Raw genomic sequence first — 20774 nt, 5'->3', positions numbered from 1 at the left:
TTAAAGGCGGTACCGTTTTTGTATTAGACAATTAACCCTTCACAGCGCCCATCAGTGCACCCTTGGTAAAGTGCTTCTGCACAAACGGATAAGCGATCAGCATCGGAACTGTTGCGACAACGATAACAGCCATTTTGATCGTCTGGGCCGGCGGGATAATATCGACTGAGGTGCCCTCGGCCTGCATACCGCTGGAGACGATAACGATCTGGCGCAGCAGGACCTGGATCGGCCATTTTACCGAATCATTAATATAAAGGATAGCATTCATGTACGTATTCCAGTAAGCAACGGCATAGAACAGGGAGATTGTAGCGATAGAAGGAAGGGCCAGCGGCAGCATGATTTTCAGGAAAATCCCGAAGTCATTGCTTCCGTCAATCTTGGCGGATTCCTCAAGGCTGTCAGGCAGCGCCTGGAAGAAGTTACGCATGATAATCATATTGAAAGCGTTGATCGCCACCGGGAATACCAGCGACCAGTAGGAGTTGATCAGGCCGACCGATTTTACAACCAGAAACGTAGGGATCATGCCCCCGCTGAACAGCATGGAGAACACTACAATGAAGTTAATGGTGTTTCTAAGCGGCAGGTATCTTCTGGACAGCCCATAGGCCATCAGCGCAGTCAGAATCATACTTACAACGGTACCTGCAATAGTGACGCCAACGGATACGCCCAGACCCTTGAAGATTGTCGGTGTGGACAGGATGTAGCGGTAAGCGTCCAGTGAAAAGGTGGTCGGGAACAGAATGAATTTTTTCGCAATCACTTCCTGGGTGGTCGCGAAGGAGCTGGCGATAATGTTTACAAAGGGCAACAGACAGGCAAGGGCGAGCAGAATCAGGACACCCGCGTTTACGATCGTAAAGATCTGTCCGCTGAGTGATTCTTTTCTTCGTGAGCTGTGGTTCATTTCATATCCTCCTCGTATTCGGTTACCTTTCAACTGTACCAAGAGGGACAAATTACGTATATAATCCGGGCATGAGGTATTGGGTTTAAGGCCGGGATATGCTATACAAGCATGACATAATCATTATCTTATTCTGTAATCATCACAGGAGGTCAGGAAAGCGTAAACGCCGCAGCCGCAAGGGTCCGGGCCACGCAATCACATAATGATTATATACGTAACGCCGGAAATTCTTTAGTCTAGGGAGCGTAATCCCCGAATGACCAAAGGAGGCTGACAAGTGAAAGTTCCAAGTATCACCGCACCATCAAATCTGAATCTGGACAAGAAAAAAGGAAGCGCATTCCTGACCGCAGCAAAGAAATACAAGCTCTTATATCTGATGATATTCCCCGGCCTGGTGTACTTCATCATATTTAAGTACCTGCCGATGGGCGGACTTGTAATAGCGTTTCAGGATTATCAGCCGTTCCTTGGAATCACGGGCAGCGAATGGGTAGGGTTCAAGCATTTCATCCGGCTGTTCACGGAGCCTACCTTTATGATGCTGCTGCGCAACACGCTCGTCCTGTTCGCGCTGAATATCGTGATTTTCTTCCCGTTGCCGATTATTGTCGCTTTAATGTTAAATGAGCTGAAGAACCGTCATCTCAAAAGCTGGATTCAAACCATCATTTACATCCCCCACTTCATGTCATGGGTTATTATTGTATCGATTACCTACGTATTCATGACGCTGGACGGCGGGTTAATTAACGAAGTGATTGCCAGCATGGGCTTCAAAAAAATCAGCTTCCTGACTTCCCCGGAATGGCTGCGCACGATTTATATCGGCCAGATCATCTGGAAAGAAATCGGCTGGTCAACTATTATCTATCTGGCTGCCATCACTGTGGTGGACCCTCAGCTGTATGAAGCTGCAGAAATGGACGGCGCTGCCCGTCTTCGCAAAACCTGGCATGTGACACTGCCGGCCATCCGTCCAGTCATCATCACCCTGCTGATCCTCAAAATCGGCAGCACGCTGGATCTTGGCTTTGAACATATGTATTTGCTGCTCAACTCGCTCAACCGCGAAGTGGCCGAAATTTTTGACACCTACATCTATACAGCGGGCTTGAAGAACGGTCAGCTCAGCTTCAGTACCACGGTAGGTATGTTCAAGGGTGTAGTCGGCTTAATCCTCGTAATGGCCTCCAACAAGCTGGCCAAAAAGATGGGCGAAGACGGCGTTTACTAAGGCAGTGTCAATTAATCTACTTTTAAAGGAGAAGAGTTATGAAAAAAAGATGGGTCAGTATGCTTGCCTGTGTTACCATGCTTTCCACATTACTGTCAGCTTGCGGAGGAGATAAAGAAGCAGAGAAAAATGCCGCCGTTGCCGATGAAAGCAAACCGCTGGAGGTTACCTGGCTGAATATCCTGCACACCGCTTCACCTCCTACAGAAACAATTAAAAAGCTGCTGGAGGAGTATACCAACACTAAGCTTACCTTCAACTGGGTACCGGATGCATCCAAGGAAGAACGTATCACTACAGCGCTTGCTTCCGGCGAGCTGGCTGATATCGTGACCTTGACGATGATGACCAACTCTTCGGTGAGAAGCTCGCTGAAATCCGGATTGTTCTGGGACGTAGGCCCTTATCTCGATGACTATGACAATCTGTCCAAGATTGCTCCGGAAATCCGTGAGGCTGCTTCCATTGAAGGCGTACTGTACGGTGTTCCGTTCCAGAAGAACCTGGCCCGCTCCGGCCTGATCATGCGTAAGGACTGGCTGGATAAGCTGGGCCTGCCGGTTCCGACTACCCTTGATGAAGTATATGAAGTGGCAAGAGCTTTTACAGAGGATGATCCGGACGGCAACGGTGTAAAAGATACAACCGGCTTCGGTGACCGTTCCGATCTGCGTTACAGCAGCTTTAAAACACTGAGCTCCTACTTCGGTACGCCGAACGGCTGGAAAGTGGATGAGAGCGGCAAATTCACGCCGGAATTCGATACCCAGGAATACTTGGACACTTTGAATTTCTCCAAGAAGCTGTATGAAAACGGATACCTGGCCCAGGACTTCGCAGTTACAGCCAAAACCGACCAGCAGCAGCAGTTCGCCCAGGGTAAAACCGGTATTTACACAGGTATGGTTGATATCTCCAGCCTGAGAACACTGTCCCAGGATCTCCAGGAAGGCCTTGAGCTCGTGCCGATTAACAAAATCTCGAACGGTGACGGCAAGTACCACATCTGGTCCGAAGGCAGCGGCGTCGGCGGTCTGATGGCATTCCCGAAATCCGAGGTTAAAACCGAAGCACAGCTGAAAAGACTGCTGCAGTTCGTCAATGACCTGATCGACGAAGAAGCATTCATGCTCATGACAGGCGGTATCGAAGGTACACATTACGAGTATGACGAAAACGGCGCTTATAAAATTCTTGATAAAGAGCTTTGGCAGGCAGATGTACAGCCTTTCTCCTCCAGCAGACCAAGTGAAATTGCTTATACGCTGAAGGATGCCAATCCGGAGAAGCAGCTGGCTAATGAACTGATCCGTGAGAACGACCAGTATGCCGTGTTTGATCCGACTGTGCCGCTCGATTCCGCAACAAACAACGAGCAGGGTACGGAGCTGGCTAAGATCATTACTGACGCGACTTTCAAGTACATCATGGGACAATCGAATGAAGCTGACTTCAAAAAGGCGGTACAGACCTGGAAGGATTCCGGCGGTACCAAGATTACTGAAGAATATGAAGCAGCCTACAAGCTGACTCAGAAGTAAGATATTGAATCTGCGTTACAATTGGCGAGCCCACCCCCACCGGGTGGGTTCGTTGTGCAGGATTAGCAGGGGCTGAGGTGAGAGATGATGAAGCATATAGTGATCAGCAGGACAGGCGGAGGCGACTTCAGCTCTGTTCAGGCAGCGGTGGACAGCATACCGGAAGAGTGTGCGGAGATTACAGTCTTGCACATAGAAGCAGGAATTTATTATGAAAAGCTGCGCATCAATAGACCTAACTTGCAGCTGATAGGTCAAGGTGAAGTCAGACTGTCCTATGACGATTATGCGCGCAAGCCGGGGAATGAAGGGACGCCCATCGGCACCTTTGGCTCATGCAGCACTTACATTACCGGTGATAACATTACGGCGGAAAATATCATTTTTGAGAATACGGCCGGCAGCAGTGATGAGGTGGGTCAGGCGGTTGCCCTGTATGTGGATGCGGACCGGGTTGTTTTCCGGAACTGCACCTTTCTGGCGGCGCAGGATACGCTTTATCTGGCCAGACCGAAGGAAGAAAAGCTGAACCGGAGCGGACGTAATTATTTTGAGCATTGCCGGATCACCGGGGATATCGATTTTATTTTTGGCTCGGCGACGGCTTATTTTCATGAATGCGAAATTACCAGCCTGAATCTTGGCAAGGAGATTAACGGCTTCGTTACGGCTGCCGCTACCCCTGAGGATAAGCAGACAGGCTTTGTGTTTCATAAATGCCGGCTGGTCAGCGATGCAGCCGGGGGCAGTGTGTATCTGGGGAGACCCTGGCGTGACTATGCCCGTACGGCCTTTATAGATTGCTGGATGGGGGCACATATCTGCCGTGAGGGCTGGAGTGACTGGGACAAGGCTGCTGTCTGGCATACCGTGCATTACGGTGAAGCCGGTTCTGAGGGACCGGGAGCGCATGCGGACAAGCGGGTCGGCTGGTCCAGGCAGCTGAGTGAGCGTGAGCTGGACCAGCTTACACCTGAAGCCGTTTTCGGCGGGGAAACGGACTGGATTGGCTGAAGTTAAAGGATAATGCTGAAGGCGCTATTGTAACTATAAGAGGAGGATGCAAAGTGGGAGAGAAGTGGGCTGTAAAGATGGCGGATACGCTGATGGAGCGTCTGCCAAGACTCTATGAGGACAAGGGTTACAACGGTAAATGGTCTTACGATTACGGCGTGGTATTGAAAGGGTATGAGCTGCTCTGGAAGCAGACCGGCGACCGTAAATATTTCAGCTATATTGCTGATAATATGGATTACTTCATTCAGGAGGACGGAAGCATCCGCGGATACCGCCAGGATGAGAATAATATTGATCATATCAACAACGGCAAGCTGCTGTTCACTCTTTACGCAGAGACAGGACTTGAGAAATACAAGCTGGCGGCGGGTCACCTGCGGGATCAGCTGCGGACCCACCCCCGGACCTCTGAGGGCGCCTTCTGGCACAAGAATATATATCCGTATCAGATTTGGCTCGACGGCCTTTATATGGGTTCGCCGTTCTATCTGCAGTATCTGCTGGCTTTTGAAGAGGGGGCGGATCTGGGGGATGTAACAAAGCAGTTTATTCTGTGCGAAAAGCATACCAAGGACCCGGTAACCGGCCTGCTGTTCCATGCCTGGGATGAAAAAAAGGTTCAGCCGTGGTGCGATCCGCAGACCGGCCTGTCCGAGAATTTCTGGGGCCGTTCGATGGGCTGGTACCTGATGGCGCTGGTGGATGTGCTGGAGCTGCTGCCTGCGGATCACGCTGACTATAATGAGCTGGTGCGCATTCTGCGGGATACCCTCGGCGCGTTGAAGAGCTATCAGGATGCTGAAACCGGCGTGTGGTACCAGGTGGTTAATCTGGCAGAGCGCAAAGGCAACTATCTGGAGGCATCGGCTTCGAGCATGATCGTCTATGCACTGGGCAAAGGCATCCGTCTCGGTGTGCTGGATGACAGCTGGAGTGAGATGCTGGACCGCGGCTACACCGGACTGATCACCGAATTTGTGCTTGTTACGAAGGAAGGACTGGTTAACCTGAACAAAAACTGCCAGGTTGCCGGGCTCGGCGGCGCGGATAAACGTGACGGAACGTATGCCTACTATATCAGTGAGCCGATCATTACGAATGACCAGAAGGGGCTTGGGGCATTCCTGCAGGCCTGTGCGGAATATGAGCAGCTAAGAGCAGGCTCCGGAGTTTCCGGACAAGGAGGTTCTCATGCTGCAGTATAATATTGCCGATTACGGCGCACAGCGGGACAGCGGAATCCTCGCGACATCCGCGATTAATGAGGCGGTTGCAGCGGCAAGTGAAGCCGGAGGCGGGACGGTATATGTTCCGGCAGGATGTTTTCTCAGCGGTGCCATTGTTCTGAAAAGCAACATCGAGCTTCATCTGAGCCCAGGGGCTGTGCTGTCCTTCAGTACGGATCAGGGAGATTATCCGGTGGTGGAATCCCGGTGGGAAGGCGTCCGGCAGCAGGTCTATGCCTCCTGTATCTACGGCAGCGACCTGGTTAATATCTCGATCACAGGCAGCGGAACGCTTGACGGCAACGGCGGACCGTGGTGGGATGTATTCCGTAACCGCCGCAGCGAGCTTGCCTATCCTCGTCCGAAGCTGATCAGCTTTGACCGCTGCAGCCGGGTAACGATCAAGGATGTAACGCTGCTCAATTCGCCAAGCTGGACGGTTAATCCGATCGAGTGCAGCAATGTCACTGTGGACAATGTGTCCATTATCAATCCGGCCGATTCCCCGAATACGGACGGCATTGATCCCGAGTCGTGTAACGGTGTGCGGATCAGCAACTGCAGCATTGATGTCGGGGACGACTGTATCGCGATTAAGGCAGGTACCGAGGATACGGCAGAACGGATTCCCTGCGAAAATATTACGATCACGAACTGCACGATGGCCCACGGCCACGGCGCTGTGGTGCTTGGCAGTGAGATGAGCGGAGATATCCGCAATGTCGTCATCAGTAACTGCATCTTTAAGGAGACAGACCGCGGTATCCGCATGAAGTCACGGCGCGGCCGGGGCGGAACCGTTGAGGATATCCGCATCTCCAACGTTGTAATGGACCATGTGCTGTGTCCGTTCACAATGAATCTATATTACTTCTGCGGCCCACGCGGCAAGGAGAAATATGTCTGGGACAAGAACCCGTATCCGGTTACAGAGGAGACGCCATGCTTCCGCCGCGTTCATTTTGCGAATATTACGGCGCGCAATGTGCATGCTGCTGCGGGATTCCTGTACGGCTTGGCCGAGCAGTATGTGTCTGAGGTAACGTTCAGCAATGTTGATATTTCAATGGCAGAGAATGCGGTGCCGGGCCATCCGGATATGATGACCGGCATGGAGGATATGAATAACCGCGGGTTCTACCTCGGCAATGTGCGGAATGTGCGGTTTCATCAGGTGACGGTTGAGAATCATGAAGGCCCGGCCTTCTACATCGAGAACGGTGACCGGGTTGAGCTTACCGGCTGCGAGTCGCGGAATACACGTAAGCCGGAGCAGCTGGAAGAGCGGGTAACGCTTGCCGGGGCTGATCTGAATCTGAAGGGATAGGACGGTAACGGGATGAGTGAGCATAAGGTTCCATTAGAGTCGCTGCTGGGTGATCTGCCGGAGCACGGTCCGGGACCGGTAGAAGCGGTGCTGCTTAAGCAGGAAATTCATGACGGCTTCCGGCTGGAATCACTGCTGCTTACGCTGAACGGGCTGGAAAAGGTGCCGGCCACGCTTGTGAAGCCGCTTGAAGGCGACGGGCCGTTTCCGCTGGTGCTGTTCAACCACTCACATGGCGGGAATTATACGAACGGCCGTAAGGAGCTGCTTAGCAGCAGCCCTTATCTGCAATCGCCTTCCTTTGCCAGGACGCTGACAGATATGGGCTATGCCGTCTGCTGCATAGACATGTGGGGCTTCAATGAGCGCAGCGGCAAGGCAGAGAGTGAGCTGGTAAAAGAAATGCTCTGGACCGGCAAGGTACTGTGGGGCATGATGCTCTACGACAGCCGCCGCACACTTGATTATCTGTGCTCGCGTGAGGACATTGACGCTAAGCGGATCGGCACTATCGGCATGTCTATGGGCGGACTGATGGCCTGGTGGCTGGCGGCGCTGGATGAGCGGGTCAAGGTAACCGTCGATATTTGCGGGCAGGTGGATGCCCAGACCCTGATCGACAAAAGAGGTCTGGACTATCACGGCTTCTACTCCTACGTTCCAGGTCTGCTCAAGCACTACACGACGCTTGCGATACAGCAGCGGATCGTGCCGCGGCCGCGGATGAGCCTGAACGGACGCAGCGACCGGATGTGCCCGGCCGAAGGAATAAAGCTGCTGGACGAGGGCCTGTCTGCAGCCTATGAGGCCGCCGGCAAGCCGGAGCTCTGGCAGAATGTCACAGCAACAGGCGGACACATGGAGACGCTGGAAATGCGGGTGGCCTGGCAGGCCTTTTTGGCGGAGCATTTGTAGGTAGTGAGTAGCAGCTGAAGGCTATAGAGTACAGTGTTACATGGTTTGCTGAAGGTGAATGAAAGTTTGCTGAGGGTGACTGAAAGTTGCTTGTTAGCTGAAAGTTGCTGAGCTGAATGAAAGGTGCTGTGTTAGCTGAAAGATGCTGAGCTGGATGAAAGATGCTGTGTTAGAGCTATTGAGCGGTGCCAAAGCCTGTCGGGTGCATGCCAATGGCTACCGTGTCTGTTCCAGCAATTAGGTCGATTTTGGCCATCTAAATTGCCGATTTCGCCGATGTTAAATCCATTAGTTGGAAATCCTCCGCCTAATTCGGGCAAAATCTAGCTTTACGGGAAATTCGGCAGAATTAAGTGGATTTTTTCCTGCTAATGTTGTTTTTACGTTGTTTAATGAAATATTAGGCGGCGGATTTCCACTTAAAATAGGTTAGCGTTCGAGTTAATTAGTAATAGAAGATACTAGAAAGGTGGGTTAACAGGCTTATGACTGCAATCATCCGTAATCCGATACTGCCCGGCTTCAATCCGGACCCGTGCATTCTGCGTGTCGGGAAGACTTATTATATCGCTGTTTCATCATTCGAATGGCTGCCGGGGGTGCGGATCTATTCATCTGCCAATCTGGCGGACTGGGCGCATTGCACCGACATTCTCACCACGCAGGTGGAACTGCGCGGGAATCCCAAGAACTGCAGCATCTGGGCACCGCAGCTGAGCTATCATGATAATCTGTTCTATCTGCTGTACACCGATGTTAAAAGCACCAAACGGCCGTTCAAGGACTGCCATAATTACCTGATGACGGCACCCTCCATCGAAGGCCCTTGGTCAGAGCCGGTCTATCTGAACAGCAGCGGCTTCGATCCGTCCCTGTTTCACGACAGTGACGGCCGGAAATGGCTGCTTAATGCGCTATGGGATTACCGCATACTGGAGGGCAATAAGTCCAGCGGTATTGTGATCCAGGAGTATGACGCTGCCGCACAGCGGCTGATCGGCGAGCCCGCCAAGCTGTTCGACTGTACGCCGCTCAAGAAGACGGAAGCGCCGCATATCTATAAGCAGAACGGCTACTATTACCTGATTACCGCCGAAGGCGGAACAGGCACAGGGCATGCCGTTACAGTAGCCCGTTCCCTGGAGCTTGCCGGTCCTTATGAGGTGGACCCGCTCAATCCGATGCTTACCTCGCGGAACAACCCGGACCTGCCGCTGCAGTGTGCCGGACACGGCAGCCTGGTGCAGACACCGGGCGGACAATGGTACATGGCTCATCTCTGCACCCGTCCGGTGGACGGCGAGTATGCCATTCTCGGGCGCGAGACAGCGCTGCAGCAGGTGTACTGGGACGAAGCAGGCTGGCTGCGCCTCAGTGCAGGCGGGAATGAACCGCAGCTTACACTTGCTGCACCTGAGGGGGTAACCGTGAACGGGACTCCCCGCAGCAGCGTGTTCGAAGACAGCTTCGACGGTCCGCAGCTGAAGAAGACATGGAATACGCTGCGGATTCTGGCTGACGACAGCTGGTGTTCGCTGGCAGCGCGTCCCGGTTATCTGCGGCTGACTGCCGGGGAGTCGGTGCAGAGCCTGTTCAAGCACCATATCCTGGCGGTCCGGCAGAGTGATATAAGCTTCCGTGCAGAAACGAAGCTTGAATATCAGCCGCAGAGCTATCTGCAGATGGCCGGCCTGCTGCTCTATCTGAATGAAGATAACTACCTGTACGCTTACATCACGAAGGAGCAGGGCCAGGACCGCGTGCTGCGGCTGATGAAATGCGAGGCGGACAGCTTCAGCTATGAGCCTGCGGCTATTGTGTTAGACGATCAGTCGCCTGTACAGCTCGCAGTGTCCGTGGATGGTGCAACGGGGCAATTCTTCTACCGCAGCAGTGATGCGGAGGACTGGACAGCCCTTTACGGAACCCAAAAGCTCGGCTTCCTCTCCGGCGGCTTCACCGGTAATTTCGTCGGCATTGCTGCCCATGATATGAACCAGTTCGCCGGCAGCTTCGCGGATTTTGCACATTTCCGCTATGAGGGCAAGGATCAGTAAAGCAGGGTTAAGATGAACGGTAAAAGGATGAACGGCCATTACAGCCGTGCATCCTTTTTTGCTTTTTACTCCTGAGCGGAGTAATGTGATTATCTGAGAATCTGAGAATCTGTTTGTACAAACAATCCTTAGGAGAGGCGGAATATGTAATGAACACCAGAACACTGGGACGTGAAGGGCTGAACGTATCAGCGCTTGGACTCGGCTGCATGGGGATGTCTGATTTCTACAGCGGGCGGGATGATCAGGAGTCATTGCGGACGATTTACCGTGCGTTTGATTTGGGCATTCATTTTCTGGATACCGCAGATATGTATGGAGTCGGCCGGAATGAGGAGCTGGTAGGCCGGGCGGTAAAAGGCCGCCGTAACGATGTAATCATCGCTACCAAGTTCGGTAATGTGCGCAGCAGCGACGGGAGAATGCTTGGCATTAACGGCCGGCCGGAATATGTAAAGGAGGCCTGTGATGCCAGCCTCCGCCGGCTGGGCGTCGATCATATCGACCTGTACTACCAGCACCGGGTCGACCCAAATACGCCAATTGAAGAAACGGTAGGCGCGATGGCGGATCTGGTTCAGGCGGGTAAAGTCCGTTTCCTCGGCTTGTCGGAAGCCGGAGCAGCTACCATTCAGCGTGCTCACCAGGTGCATCCGATTTCGGCGCTGCAGACGGAATATTCCCTTTGGAGCCGGGATGTTGAGGATGAGATCCTGCCGGTCTGCCGTGAGCTTGGCATTGGCTTTGTGCCGTACAGCCCGCTTGGCAGGGGCTTTCTGACCGGGCAGATCCGCACGTTTGAGGATTTGGCTGAGGATGACTACCGCCGGAATTCCCCGCGTTTTCAGGGCGAGAACTTCAACAAAAACCTGGAGCTTGTAGAGCGCATCAAAGAGATTGCCGCCGAACAGGAGGTTCAGCCGTCACAGCTGGCTTTGGCCTGGCTGCTCGCCCAGGGTGAAGACATTGTGCCAATCCCGGGCACTAAACGGACAAAGTACCTGGAGGAGAATGCCGGCGCACTGGCGATCCGGCTGAGTGACGGCGACCTGGAGCGTATTAATGAGGCAGCACCCAAAGGCAGCGCGGCCGGAATGCGTTATCCGGAGCAGGGGATGAGAAGCGTGAGCCTGTAACGCATCTGGAGGAGCAGGAATGGCTCTAAACGTATAGGAACAACGAAAAAAGATGATTCCGGTATTACGGAGTCATCTTTTTTTGCCGAGAAGTCATGTACATGTCTGGATAACGCGAACTATGGCCAAATGCTACGGCTATCCCGAATAGAAGGCCACAATAAACTTTATCTAAATGGAAAAACGCCATCTAATTCACCGCTAAACCCCGCTATCGAAAATCTAGTTGGAAAAAGGCCACTTAATTATGTTGAAATTACCTTCAAGCCGGAAAATAGCCCGAAATAGGTGGTGAATTTCCAGCTAATCGTTGTGGAGGACGAGAAATACAGAAACTAAGTGGCGAAAATCCAACTAGATAGTTGGAACTTGAAGTCGGATAAGCCTATTCCATCATTCTGGTTATCGTTGCTGTGTCGAGAATATGCAGCCATTCCAGCAGCTCCGGTATCAGAGGTATTACTTGGAATTCCTCCAGGCAGGACAACCGTTCAATACTCTTGAAATCATGTTTATTTGTCGGCAAATTAGCTATATTCAAGCAGGCTGCCCCGTTCCTGTACCCTATTATTTCTCTTTACGTCCATTTTCCTTTGGAACCACCCGCGCCGGACGGCTGACCCAGTTGCTGCGGTTCATCGGCTTAACGGCGTCAATCCGCGGATTAACCGGTTCCTGGGTATTTTCATCAGGTGTCTGTGTTCTTGCCGCTATTGCTTCCGGGTGCTGCCGTTTAGGCAGACCTCCGCCGTTGTGCTTGCCCCGGTTCCATGCATTGTTCTTTCTCACTCGTTACACTCCTTCATTCTGCTTATTAATACACCATATCACATCAGGAAAAGGTTAGAAAGCACCGGAGCTATAGAAGCGCCTGTGTATTTTCGTCTGCTGCTGGGGTAATAAAGGGAATAATTCCATAACGCAAGCCCTAAGCATAAAAGTGTTATTTTGACAAGTTACAAAATGTACTATTGATAATCTGTACTCCTGTCTATAATGATATAGAATTTGAAAGGAGAGCACCCTGATGGTCATCAAGATAATTACGGACAGCGGTTCCGATCTGCCCCTTGAGTATGTTGAGAAGTATAATGTGACGATTGTTCATCTGCCGGTTCATTTCGGGCATGATCTGATGCCTGAGCACACAGAGACCAAAGTCTTTTATGAAATGATGCGTGAATCCAAGGAGCTGCCGACAACGGCCAGTCCAAGCCCGCAAAGTTTCCTCGAAGCATTCAAGGAGGTGGAACCTGGTACAGATATTATGGTCCTCTGCATGTCATCCAATATCAGCAGTACTTATCAGACAGCCACGATTGCCAAGGAGATGTATGAGGAAGAAGGACATCCGAACGCGATTGAAGTTATAGATACCAAAAGATTTTCCGGAGGCCTGTCGCTCATCGTGGCAACAGCTGCGAGATTATCACTGACTTGCAGCCTGGCCGAACTAAAGGAAAAGGTGCTTAAGCAAGTAGGGGAAACAACAGCCTATTTCACACTCGACACTTTAGAAAACGTTATAAAGGGCGGACGCTTAAACCGTCTGTCAGGCGCTGTAGCATCGGTTCTGAATATTAAGCTGCTGCTGAAGATCAGTGAGGACGAGGGCAAAGTTGAGGTAGTGGAGAAAACCCGCGGCCTGCCCAAAGCACTGAATCTGCTGCTGAGCAAGCTGGACGAGAAGCAGTATGATTATGAAAAAGCGGCGATTGCCATCGTTCACAGCAACTGTGAGAAGCTGGCACTTGAGATCAAATCGCGTATTCTCGAAAAGCATCCCTTCAAAGAAGTCGTATTCTCCAGTATGGGGCCGGTTATGGGGACATACGCCGGTGAAGGCGGAATTGGTGTAGCCTTTTAAGCTGTGCCTGGTTTCATCCGTATAATTATTAGAGCCCGTAGAACCGTACCTGGCTGTCAGCAGATGTACGGTTTTTTGGCGTGGATGATTCTAAATTACTCAGGCAAGGCAATATCGCATAGAGACCAACGGGCGGCCGCCGGAATGACACCATCGTATAGGCATCTGCATAGAATGGAGCAAATCCATTAACGGAGGTCATACGCTATGTCGACATATAATACCAGCCAGACGGCTGCGGTCATTTATCAGGCAGATCCGGCGGTTGTGCAGCATTTACACGGGGTCCGCGATTCGCTGCATCAGTCCTGTAAGCCATACTTAAACCACAAGGTAAAGGTGCAGACGCTTGACGGAATGACACACGAAGGCATTATTGCCGGAATGGACAGCAAAAATATATACCTGATGATCACTGTCACCGTTGAGTCACCGCGCGGTTTCTATAACCCCTATTACAAGCCGTATCCGGGGCCGGGCTATCCTTATCCGGGACCTGTGAACAACAATGTCATTCTGCCGCTGGTGCTGTTCGAGCTGCTTGCCATCTCTTTGATCTAACTACGGTATTGGGTATTACAAAAGGCATGGTCCGTTTTTGCTGCAGCGGTGCAGCTTAATCGGTCATGTCTTTTTTGACGAGGCTGTCGAACGTATGAGGCAAAGAGGATACCGGGTAACCCTCGGTGAGACCGTCTACAAATAATGACAAAGCAAGGTCTGCTCCGGGCAGAGAATGGGGAACTGAATGTAATCAGATGATGCAGGATGAGGATATAGATCTGATTATTCCGCCATGGGGCGGAGAACTGCTGATTGAAATGCTGGAGTTTATTGATTTTGACCGGATCAGACCCAAATGGGTGATGGGATTCTCCGACATCAGCCTCCTGCTGCTTGCTATCACCTTGCGGACCGGGAGATACTGTTCGGACGGAGCGGGGGGAACCAGCCGGTGCTCGGCTATACTGCAGAAGACGTATACCGTGATTTGGCAGAAGAGTTGCAGCTCCCGGTCCTTTATGACCTTGATTACGGGCATGTTCCGCCGCAAATGACGCTGGTTAACGGCGCTTATGCTGAGGTAGAGGCCGTTAACGGCCGGGGGACGGTTAAACGATATTTCTATGAATAATATATAAAAGGTACATACATGCATACACGCGAATAAAGAGGCAGTCCGCCGGGCTGCCTCTTTATTCCTTATTACATATTCACAATTGCGGTAATTTCCTCATCCAGATCCAGCCGTACATTCTCGCGGTAAGCGCGGATGCCGTACTCGCTGTACAGATAACGGAGAATGGCTTCAATCATATTGGATTCCACCAGGTATTGGCTGCGTCCCTGAATCCAGACTTCGGCAGAATAGCCGGTATCTTCATCCCAGCTGAGCTCGACCTGGACGTCCTGAACACGGACATCCTTGCGTTCAGCCATGTGGAGGCAGATCGAATTAATGATTTCATCCATGCTGAGAACAGTCGTAGACATTAGTAGCGGCCGTCTCTTTCTTCAAGTCTGCGTCTTTCTCTTCTGCGGCGGAAGAAGGACATTACGAGCACCACCACAAGGTAGATGGCAAGCATATTGACCAGGAAGCCGAGAATATTACCGAAGGCGCCCATTCCGGCAAACATGCTGCCGAACAGGAAACCGGCAAGACCGCCGATCATCATGCCTTTCATCAGGCCGCCGCCGCTAAAAAATCCCCGGTTTGCTGTGCCGGCGGTTCCGGCTGTCGTACCAGTAGTGCTATCGCTTTTCTTAACATTATCCGTAGTTGATTTCTTCGGAGTCGTGGTAAAGCCGCGGCTGCCGGATTTAAACCCTCCGCCGCGCCGCGCATCCGCAAAATCGGGAGCGGTTACAGCAAAGAACAGGGTAAAGGCCATTACAATCATCATTACACGTTTCATCGATTTCATTTAGTACGAGTACCCTCCTAAGGTTGTCTCAAGATTTGTAGTTCTGCCCGGTAATACGTAGTATGTCCTTGGAGGTTTCAATTTTAAATAAAATAATTTCAAATTATTTTATCCGGATGATGTGCGGACAAAAAAAAGTGCGTGGACATATCGTCCACGCCAAAACATTTGTCAGAGAGTTGCCTTGTTCTCCACGTAACCTTCCGATACAAGCTCAAGCGCTCCGGTAGCCGGATCGATGATCATGCCGTGAACAGGTACGTTTGGGGGGAGTAAGGGATGGCGCTTAATCAGCTCCACAGTCTGAATTACCCCGTCCTTCACATTGTCAAACCCGCGCAGCCACTTGGTCAGCTTAATTCCCGAATTCTCAAGCGTGGACAGTACTTCTTCGGATATGCCGCGCTCTTTAATGGAGTTGATCATCTTGTCCGCATTCAGGGAAGCCATACCGCATTCATAATGTCCGACGACAATAACCTCATCCGCATCCAGCTCATAAAGCGCGACCATAACGCTTCGCATAACCGATCCGAAGGGCTGGGAGATGACGGCACCGGCATTTTTGATAATTTTGACATCACCGTTTTTGAAATTCATCGCTTTTGGCAAAAGCTCAACCAGCCGCGTATCCATACAGGTGATGACCAGCATTTTTTTATCCGGGAAGCGGCTGGTCAGATAGGTTTCGTATTCTTTTTCCTCAACAAACTTCTTATTAAAATCCAAAATCTCCGATACGTGTGTCATGACCATGCTTCCTCCTAAAAGTAGTATTGTGTAATGTAGGCTTTACGTATGTACGTAATGTCTATTCACCAATTTGGTAATGAATGAACTATTTCAAATTTGAAGCTGAAAGCTCTGAGATGATTATAAGGATTATAAATGATGGTCGTCAATAACCTGTGTCTAGCATCACTGAAAAAGGGGGCATCGCCGGCCCGCTGATGGGGAAAACGGCTGATTGATATTCTTGTGCCCCAAAAAGTGGCTTGGAACTGAAGCGGTGATTTTTACCTGGTGAGATCATATCGTTTCTGGCTGCGTGTATCAATACCCGTACAGCAATGTCCATATAATACAGCATAGTTGCTTATCCCCATTCAAAAAAGTATCATCAAGAAGAATAAGGAAAATAGAGAAAGCTGGTGGATGGAAATGGAACAGGCAGTTCAGGACAGATGGGAAGCATTTCAGGAACTATTATCTAAAATCAGCAGCTACGGCGAAGCAATTGGACTTCTGCACTGGGATATGCAGACTGGTGCGCCCCGTAAAGGCGTAGAGGTCCGCTCAGGAACGATCGGCATACTCACAGGGGAGCTGTTCCGGCTGGAAACGTCTGAGGAGATGGGCGAATTCACAGCTTTTTTCAGCAGTCCCGGGGTAGCGGGCCAGTTGAGCGATATCCAGAACAAAATCGTCAAGGACTGCCGCAAGGAGTATGAACGCAGCAAAAGTATCCCGTCCAAAACATTCGAGGAGTATGCCGCGCTGGCTGCCCGTTCCCAGAGCATCTGGGAGGAAGCCAAGGCGAGTGATGATTTTGCCTCCTTTGAGCCCTTCTTAAGCAAAATCGTCGCCTACAAACAGGAGTTCATCGATTATTGGGGCGTTAAGGATACCCGCTACGACACGCTGCTGGATATGTACGAGCCTGACCTGACTGTTGCCAAGGTGGACGAGCTGTTCGGCCGTCTGCGCAGCCGTCTGGTGCCGCTGGTAGAAGCGATTAGCGCAGCCCCAGACAAGCCGGATACAGAATTCCTGAGCCAGATCTACGCCAAAGAGCAGCAGGAAAAGTTCGGCCTGTTCGTGCTGGAGCAGATGGGCTATGACTTTGATGCAGGACGCCTGGACGAGAGTGTGCATCCGTTCGCTACCGGCCTCAATCCGGGGGATGTGCGCATTACAACCAATTATCTGCTGGATAATGTAACGAGTGCGATTTTCAGCTCGCTCCATGAAGGCGGACACGCCCTCTATGAGCAGAATATCAGCAAGGAGCTGGTGGGAACGCCGCTGTCCGGGGGCACCTCCATGGGTATCCATGAATCCCAGTCCAGACTATGGGAGAATATGATCGGCCGCAGCCGCGCCTTCTGGCAGCGTTATTACGGTGATCTGCAGCAGCACTTCCCTGAACAGCTCACCGGTATTGAAGTGGAGCACTTCTACCGTGCAATCAACAGTGTAGGGAACTCTTTCATCCGGATTGAAGCAGACGAGCTGACCTATAACCTGCATATCATTATCCGCTATGAAATCGAGAAGCTGATCTTTAATGAAGGGCTGGAGGTTAAAGATCTGCCTAAGACCTGGAATGCCAAATATCAGGAATATCTGGGTATTACTCCGCCATCCGATGCGCTGGGTGTACTGCAGGATGTACACTGGTCCGGGGGAGATTTCGGTTATTTTGCCTCCTATTCGCTGGGGAATATGTATGCCGCACAAATCTTGAATACGCTCCGCAAAGAGCTGCCTGAATTCGACAGCCTGATCGCTGATGGCAACCTGATTCCAATCAAGGAGTGGCTGACCGATAAAATCTACCGCTTCGGCAAAAGCCTGACTCCGTCGCAAATTATTGAGCAGGTAACCGGCGAGCCGCTGAACCCGGATTATCTGGCGGATTATCTGGAAACGAAATATAAAGAACTCTATAATCTGTAGTTTTTCAGCTGCCGGGTGTGCCCAGCAGGCTGGAATGACAGCCCTTAACAGGATATAATAGAAGAAAACCGCACACGGAAGGATTTTGTTATGGCAAATACTTATACTTACAGCCGCAGGGAAGAGGTGGCAAATGCAATTACGCACGGTATCGGTACGGTGCTGAGTGTAGCTGCTCTTGTTCTGCTCGTTGTGTATGCCAGCCTGGAAGGAACGGCCTGGCATGTGGTCAGCTTCTCAATCTACGGGACAACAATGCTGCTGCTGTACCTCAACTCAACACTGGTGCATAGTCTGCGGGAGGGCAAAGCGAAGGATCTGTTTGAGTTCTTCGATCATTCCTCCATCTATCTGTTCATTGCCGGCACTTATACGCCGTTCCTGCTCGTTGCGATCCGCGGACCGCTGGGCTGGAGCCTGTTCGGTATTGTCTGGGGCGTAGCGTTGTTCGGTGTTGCCTTCAAGGCCTTCTTTGTTAAGAAGTTCCTGTTCATGTCCACGATCTTCTACATCGCCATGGGCTGGCTGATCGTAATCGCCTGGAGCCCGCTGTCAGCGGCTGTTGCCGGCGGCGGAATGGCACTCTTGATGACTGGCGGTATCCTGTACACGCTGGGAACGATCTTTTATGTGTGGAGAGGGTTTCCGTTCCACCATGCGGTCTGGCATATTTTCGTGCTGGCCGGCAGTGTGACACACTTCTTTGCCGTTCTGATCTACCTGCTGCCGATCCGTTAAAAGCCGTAAAATAACAGGGAGCGGATGCATTTTGTATACAAAAAAAGATGACAAGCAAAAAAGCTTGACATCTTTCTTTGTTTTCGGTATCATAAGGGACGTTGTGATGCTGTAAAGTGTTTTTCCTTGACGAAGGGAGTGCCCTTGATGAGTCAGGAGAATAGGCTCGAGAAGACGAACCGGATTAACCTGTTATTCGCATTCTATGAACGTCTGCTTACCGATAAACAGCAAACGTTTCTGAAATATTATTTCCACGATGATTTCTCCCTGGGGGAGATTGCCGCGGAATTTGAGATCAGCCGCCAGGCCGTGTATGAGCATATCAAGCGTGCCGAGCAGGTGCTGGAGAATTATGAAGAGAAGCTTGGCCTGCTGGCCAAACATGACGACCGTAACCGGTATTTAGAAGAACTGCGCAGACTGCCTGATAATGGGATGCTGCCTGAGCAATATAAATTGCGGTTCACAGAGCTTGTGGATCGTTTGCAGAGGTTAGAGTAGCATGAAGGGAGCAAGCCGCCTATGGCATTTGAAGGTTTAACCGGAAGATTGCAGAATGTGTTCAGCAAGCTGCGCGGCAAAGGGAAGGTATCCGAGGATGACGTAAACGAAGCCATGCGCGAAGTGCGTCTGGCGCTTCTCGAAGCCGATGTTAACTTCAAAGTCGTTAAGGACTTCGTGTCCAAGGTGAAGGAGAAGTCAGTCGGCAAGGAAGTAATGGACAGCTTTACTCCCGGCATGGTCATCATCGACATCGTTAACAAAGAAATGACCGAGCTGATGGGCGGAAGCCAGGCGAAGCTGGCTAAGTCGAATAAGCCGCCGACTGTAATCATGATGGCGGGTCTGCAGGGAGCCGGTAAGACGACGACCTCAGGCAAGCTGGCTAAGCTGCTGCAGAAGGGCAATCACCGCCCGCTGCTCGTAGCAGGCGACATTTACCGCCCGGCAGCGATCAAGCAGCTGCAGGTGCTAGGGGAGCAGATTAAAGTTCCTGTATTCGCACTCGGTGATCAGGTCAGTCCGGTAGAGATTGCCAGACAGGCCATCCAGCATGCGAAGGATAATAATCTGGATTATGTCATCATCGATACTGCAGGCCGCTTGCATATTGATGAAGCACTGATGGATGAGCTGAAGCAGATCCATAGTACAGTGAATCCTGATGAAGTCCTGCTCGTAGTCGATGCGATGACCGGTCAGGATGCCGTCAACGTAGCTGAGAGCTTCAACAAGCAGCTTGAGCTTACCGGCGTAGTACTGACTAAGCTTGACGGCGATACACGCGGTGGTGCTGCATTGTCCGTCAAAGCTGTAACCGGCTGCCCGATCAAATTCGCTGCTCTAGGCGAGAAGATCGACGCGCTGGAGCCGTTCCATCCGGAACGTATGGCTTCCCGTATCCTTGGTATGGGCGACATGCTCTCCCTGATTGAGAAGGCCCAGGCCAATATCGACACCGAGAAAGCGAAGGAAATGGAACGTAAGATGCGCAATGCAGAGTTTACGTTCGATGACTTCCTGGAGCAAATGGACCAGGTCAAGAAGCTTGGACCGATCGATCAGATTCTTGATATGCTGCCTGGCATGAATAAGGCCAAGGGCATGAAGGACCTGAAGGTGGACGACAAGCAGATGGGCCGTGTCGAAGCGATTGTTCATTCCATGACCAAAGCCGAGAAAGCCCAGCCCGAAATCATTAACCATAACCGCCGCAAGCGGATTGCCGCCGGCAGCGGAACGAATGTGGCCGAGGTCAACCGGCTGATCAAGCAATTCGATGAGATGCGCAAGATGATGAAGCAGTTCTCCGGTATGATGGGCGGAATGAGCGGCAAGGGCGGCAAGAAAAACGCCATGAAGCAGCTCAAGAGTCTTGGCGGCAAGGCCGGGATGAAGTTCCCTTTCCGTTGATCTGAAACTTTTTTGATCTTAATCTTTAGGGTTTACCCTAGATCAGATATAGTACAACATCAGATGATCAATCGGTTTTCGCTCTTAATCTTTTAAGCAGTAGTTTGTGTTAAACCTGTCGTCCGGTACCGCCGTAGTCAAGCGGGTCCCGTTAGGGACGAAAAGCGATGCCCGATCCATCATCCCAAGATCCCGCCAGTCTGAACGCCCACGCCAGTTGCACTTAGCGGGTGTCCAGAGGGCAGAGCCCTTGGGGCCCTCCCTTGGAAG

Annotated in this window: 22 protein-coding genes; 16 read left to right on the top strand and 6 right to left on the bottom strand. The window is 51.4% G+C overall.

From position 1 onward, the window contains the following. Positions 1-31: 31 nt before the first annotated feature. On the bottom strand, positions 32-916 hold the full coding sequence (locus tag BN3772_RS18330) for a carbohydrate ABC transporter permease (protein ID WP_042201226.1): 885 nt from the start codon (positions 914-916) through the stop codon (positions 32-34). Positions 917-1196: 280 nt separating this feature from the next. On the opposite strand from BN3772_RS18330, the gene BN3772_RS18325 reads away from it, so the two are divergent. The 8 genes from BN3772_RS18325 (at position 1197) to BN3772_RS18290 (ending at position 11375) form a co-directional block, all read left to right on the top strand. Beyond that, positions 1197-2156 (top strand): ABC transporter permease, encoded by a 960-nt coding sequence (locus BN3772_RS18325; protein WP_269322196.1) that lies wholly within the window; start codon positions 1197-1199, stop codon positions 2154-2156. Positions 2157-2194: 38 nt separating this feature from the next. Beyond that, complete coding sequence (locus BN3772_RS18320) at positions 2195-3697, top strand: extracellular solute-binding protein (RefSeq protein WP_042201225.1); 1503 nt, start codon at positions 2195-2197, stop codon at positions 3695-3697. Between the two features lie 84 nt (positions 3698-3781). Beyond that, the gene (locus BN3772_RS18315) at positions 3782-4711 is read left to right on the top strand and encodes a pectinesterase family protein (protein WP_052380579.1); all 930 of its coding nucleotides are present in this window, start codon (positions 3782-3784) and stop codon (positions 4709-4711) included. A gap of 77 nt (positions 4712-4788) precedes the next feature. After that, positions 4789-5919, top strand: coding sequence for a glycoside hydrolase family 88/105 protein (locus tag BN3772_RS18310; RefSeq protein ID WP_042201334.1), 1131 nt, complete (start codon positions 4789-4791; stop codon positions 5917-5919). After that, entirely contained in the window at positions 5906-7267 is a 1362-nt protein-coding gene (locus BN3772_RS18305) for a glycoside hydrolase family 28 protein (protein ID WP_042201224.1), read from the top strand. The genes BN3772_RS18310 and BN3772_RS18305 overlap by 14 nt, the downstream gene beginning before the upstream one ends. Positions 7268-7279: 12 nt before the next feature. Next, entirely contained in the window at positions 7280-8182 is a 903-nt protein-coding gene (locus tag BN3772_RS18300) for a dienelactone hydrolase family protein (protein ID WP_042201223.1), read from the top strand. Positions 8183-8667: 485 nt separating this feature from the next. After that, positions 8668-10239: a glycoside hydrolase family 43 protein gene (locus BN3772_RS18295; protein WP_042201221.1), complete on the top strand. Its 1572-nt coding sequence runs from the start codon at positions 8668-8670 to the stop codon at positions 10237-10239. A 149-nt stretch (positions 10240-10388) separates the two neighbouring features. Beyond that, a complete protein-coding gene (locus BN3772_RS18290) occupies positions 10389-11375 on the top strand; it encodes an aldo/keto reductase (protein WP_042201220.1) in 987 nt (328 codons plus the stop codon). 385 nt (positions 11376-11760) lie between these two features. On the opposite strand, the gene BN3772_RS30720 is transcribed toward BN3772_RS18290, so the two are convergent. Further along, positions 11761-11916, bottom strand: coding sequence for a DUF5071 domain-containing protein (locus BN3772_RS30720; protein WP_157643617.1), 156 nt, complete (start codon positions 11914-11916; stop codon positions 11761-11763). 26 nt (positions 11917-11942) lie between these two features. Then, a complete protein-coding gene (locus BN3772_RS18285) occupies positions 11943-12164 on the bottom strand; it encodes a hypothetical protein (protein WP_042201219.1) in 222 nt (73 codons plus the stop codon). A 238-nt stretch (positions 12165-12402) separates the two neighbouring features. Here BN3772_RS18285 and BN3772_RS18280 point away from each other — a divergent pair, with 238 nt between their 5' ends. From BN3772_RS18280 to BN3772_RS31655, 4 genes are all read left to right on the top strand, one after another. Beyond that, positions 12403-13242, top strand: coding sequence for a DegV family protein (locus tag BN3772_RS18280; protein WP_042201218.1), 840 nt, complete (start codon positions 12403-12405; stop codon positions 13240-13242). Positions 13243-13449: 207 nt separating this feature from the next. Then, complete coding sequence (locus tag BN3772_RS18275) at positions 13450-13803, top strand: hypothetical protein (protein ID WP_042201217.1); 354 nt, start codon at positions 13450-13452, stop codon at positions 13801-13803. Positions 13804-13928: 125 nt separating this feature from the next. Then, positions 13929-14300: an LD-carboxypeptidase gene (locus BN3772_RS18270; RefSeq protein ID WP_341872580.1), complete on the top strand. Its 372-nt coding sequence runs from the start codon at positions 13929-13931 to the stop codon at positions 14298-14300. Continuing rightward, positions 14234-14377 (top strand): hypothetical protein, encoded by a 144-nt coding sequence (locus BN3772_RS31655; RefSeq protein WP_341872579.1) that lies wholly within the window; start codon positions 14234-14236, stop codon positions 14375-14377. The genes BN3772_RS18270 and BN3772_RS31655 overlap by 67 nt, the downstream gene beginning before the upstream one ends. Positions 14378-14448: 71 nt before the next feature. Here BN3772_RS31655 and BN3772_RS18265 read toward each other — a convergent pair whose 3' ends face one another. The 3 genes from BN3772_RS18265 to BN3772_RS18255 form a co-directional block, all read right to left on the bottom strand. Next, positions 14449-14736, bottom strand: a complete 288-nt coding sequence (locus tag BN3772_RS18265; protein WP_042201215.1) for a YxcD family protein — start codon at positions 14734-14736, stop codon at positions 14449-14451. Continuing rightward, complete coding sequence (locus BN3772_RS18260) at positions 14736-15170, bottom strand: hypothetical protein (protein ID WP_209443668.1); 435 nt, start codon at positions 15168-15170, stop codon at positions 14736-14738. Before BN3772_RS18260 ends, BN3772_RS18265 begins: the two co-directional genes overlap by 1 nt. 171 nt (positions 15171-15341) lie before the next feature. Continuing rightward, complete coding sequence (locus BN3772_RS18255) at positions 15342-15920, bottom strand: beta-class carbonic anhydrase (protein WP_042201214.1); 579 nt, start codon at positions 15918-15920, stop codon at positions 15342-15344. A gap of 411 nt (positions 15921-16331) precedes the next feature. On the opposite strand from BN3772_RS18255, the gene BN3772_RS18250 reads away from it, so the two are divergent. The 4 genes from BN3772_RS18250 to ffh all read left to right on the top strand — a co-directional run bounded on the left by BN3772_RS18250 (position 16332) and on the right by ffh (position 20504). Continuing rightward, positions 16332-17849, top strand: a complete 1518-nt coding sequence (locus BN3772_RS18250) for a carboxypeptidase M32 (RefSeq protein WP_042201332.1) — start codon at positions 16332-16334, stop codon at positions 17847-17849. A 90-nt stretch (positions 17850-17939) separates the two neighbouring features. Beyond that, positions 17940-18587, top strand: coding sequence for a PAQR family membrane homeostasis protein TrhA (trhA, locus tag BN3772_RS18245; RefSeq protein ID WP_042177599.1), 648 nt, complete (start codon positions 17940-17942; stop codon positions 18585-18587). Between the two features lie 147 nt (positions 18588-18734). Then, the gene (locus BN3772_RS18240) at positions 18735-19091 is read left to right on the top strand and encodes a putative DNA-binding protein (RefSeq protein WP_042177597.1); all 357 of its coding nucleotides are present in this window, start codon (positions 18735-18737) and stop codon (positions 19089-19091) included. Between the two features lie 21 nt (positions 19092-19112). After that, positions 19113-20504 (top strand): signal recognition particle protein, encoded by a 1392-nt coding sequence (gene ffh / locus BN3772_RS18235; RefSeq protein ID WP_042201212.1) that lies wholly within the window; start codon positions 19113-19115, stop codon positions 20502-20504. Positions 20505-20774: the final 270 nt, after the last annotated feature.

Source organism: Paenibacillus camerounensis (genome assembly GCF_000723885.1).
Taxonomy (GTDB): Bacteria; Bacillota; Bacilli; order Paenibacillales; family Paenibacillaceae; genus Paenibacillus_AQ; species Paenibacillus_AQ camerounensis.
This window is presented reverse-complemented; position numbering and strand designations above follow the sequence as displayed.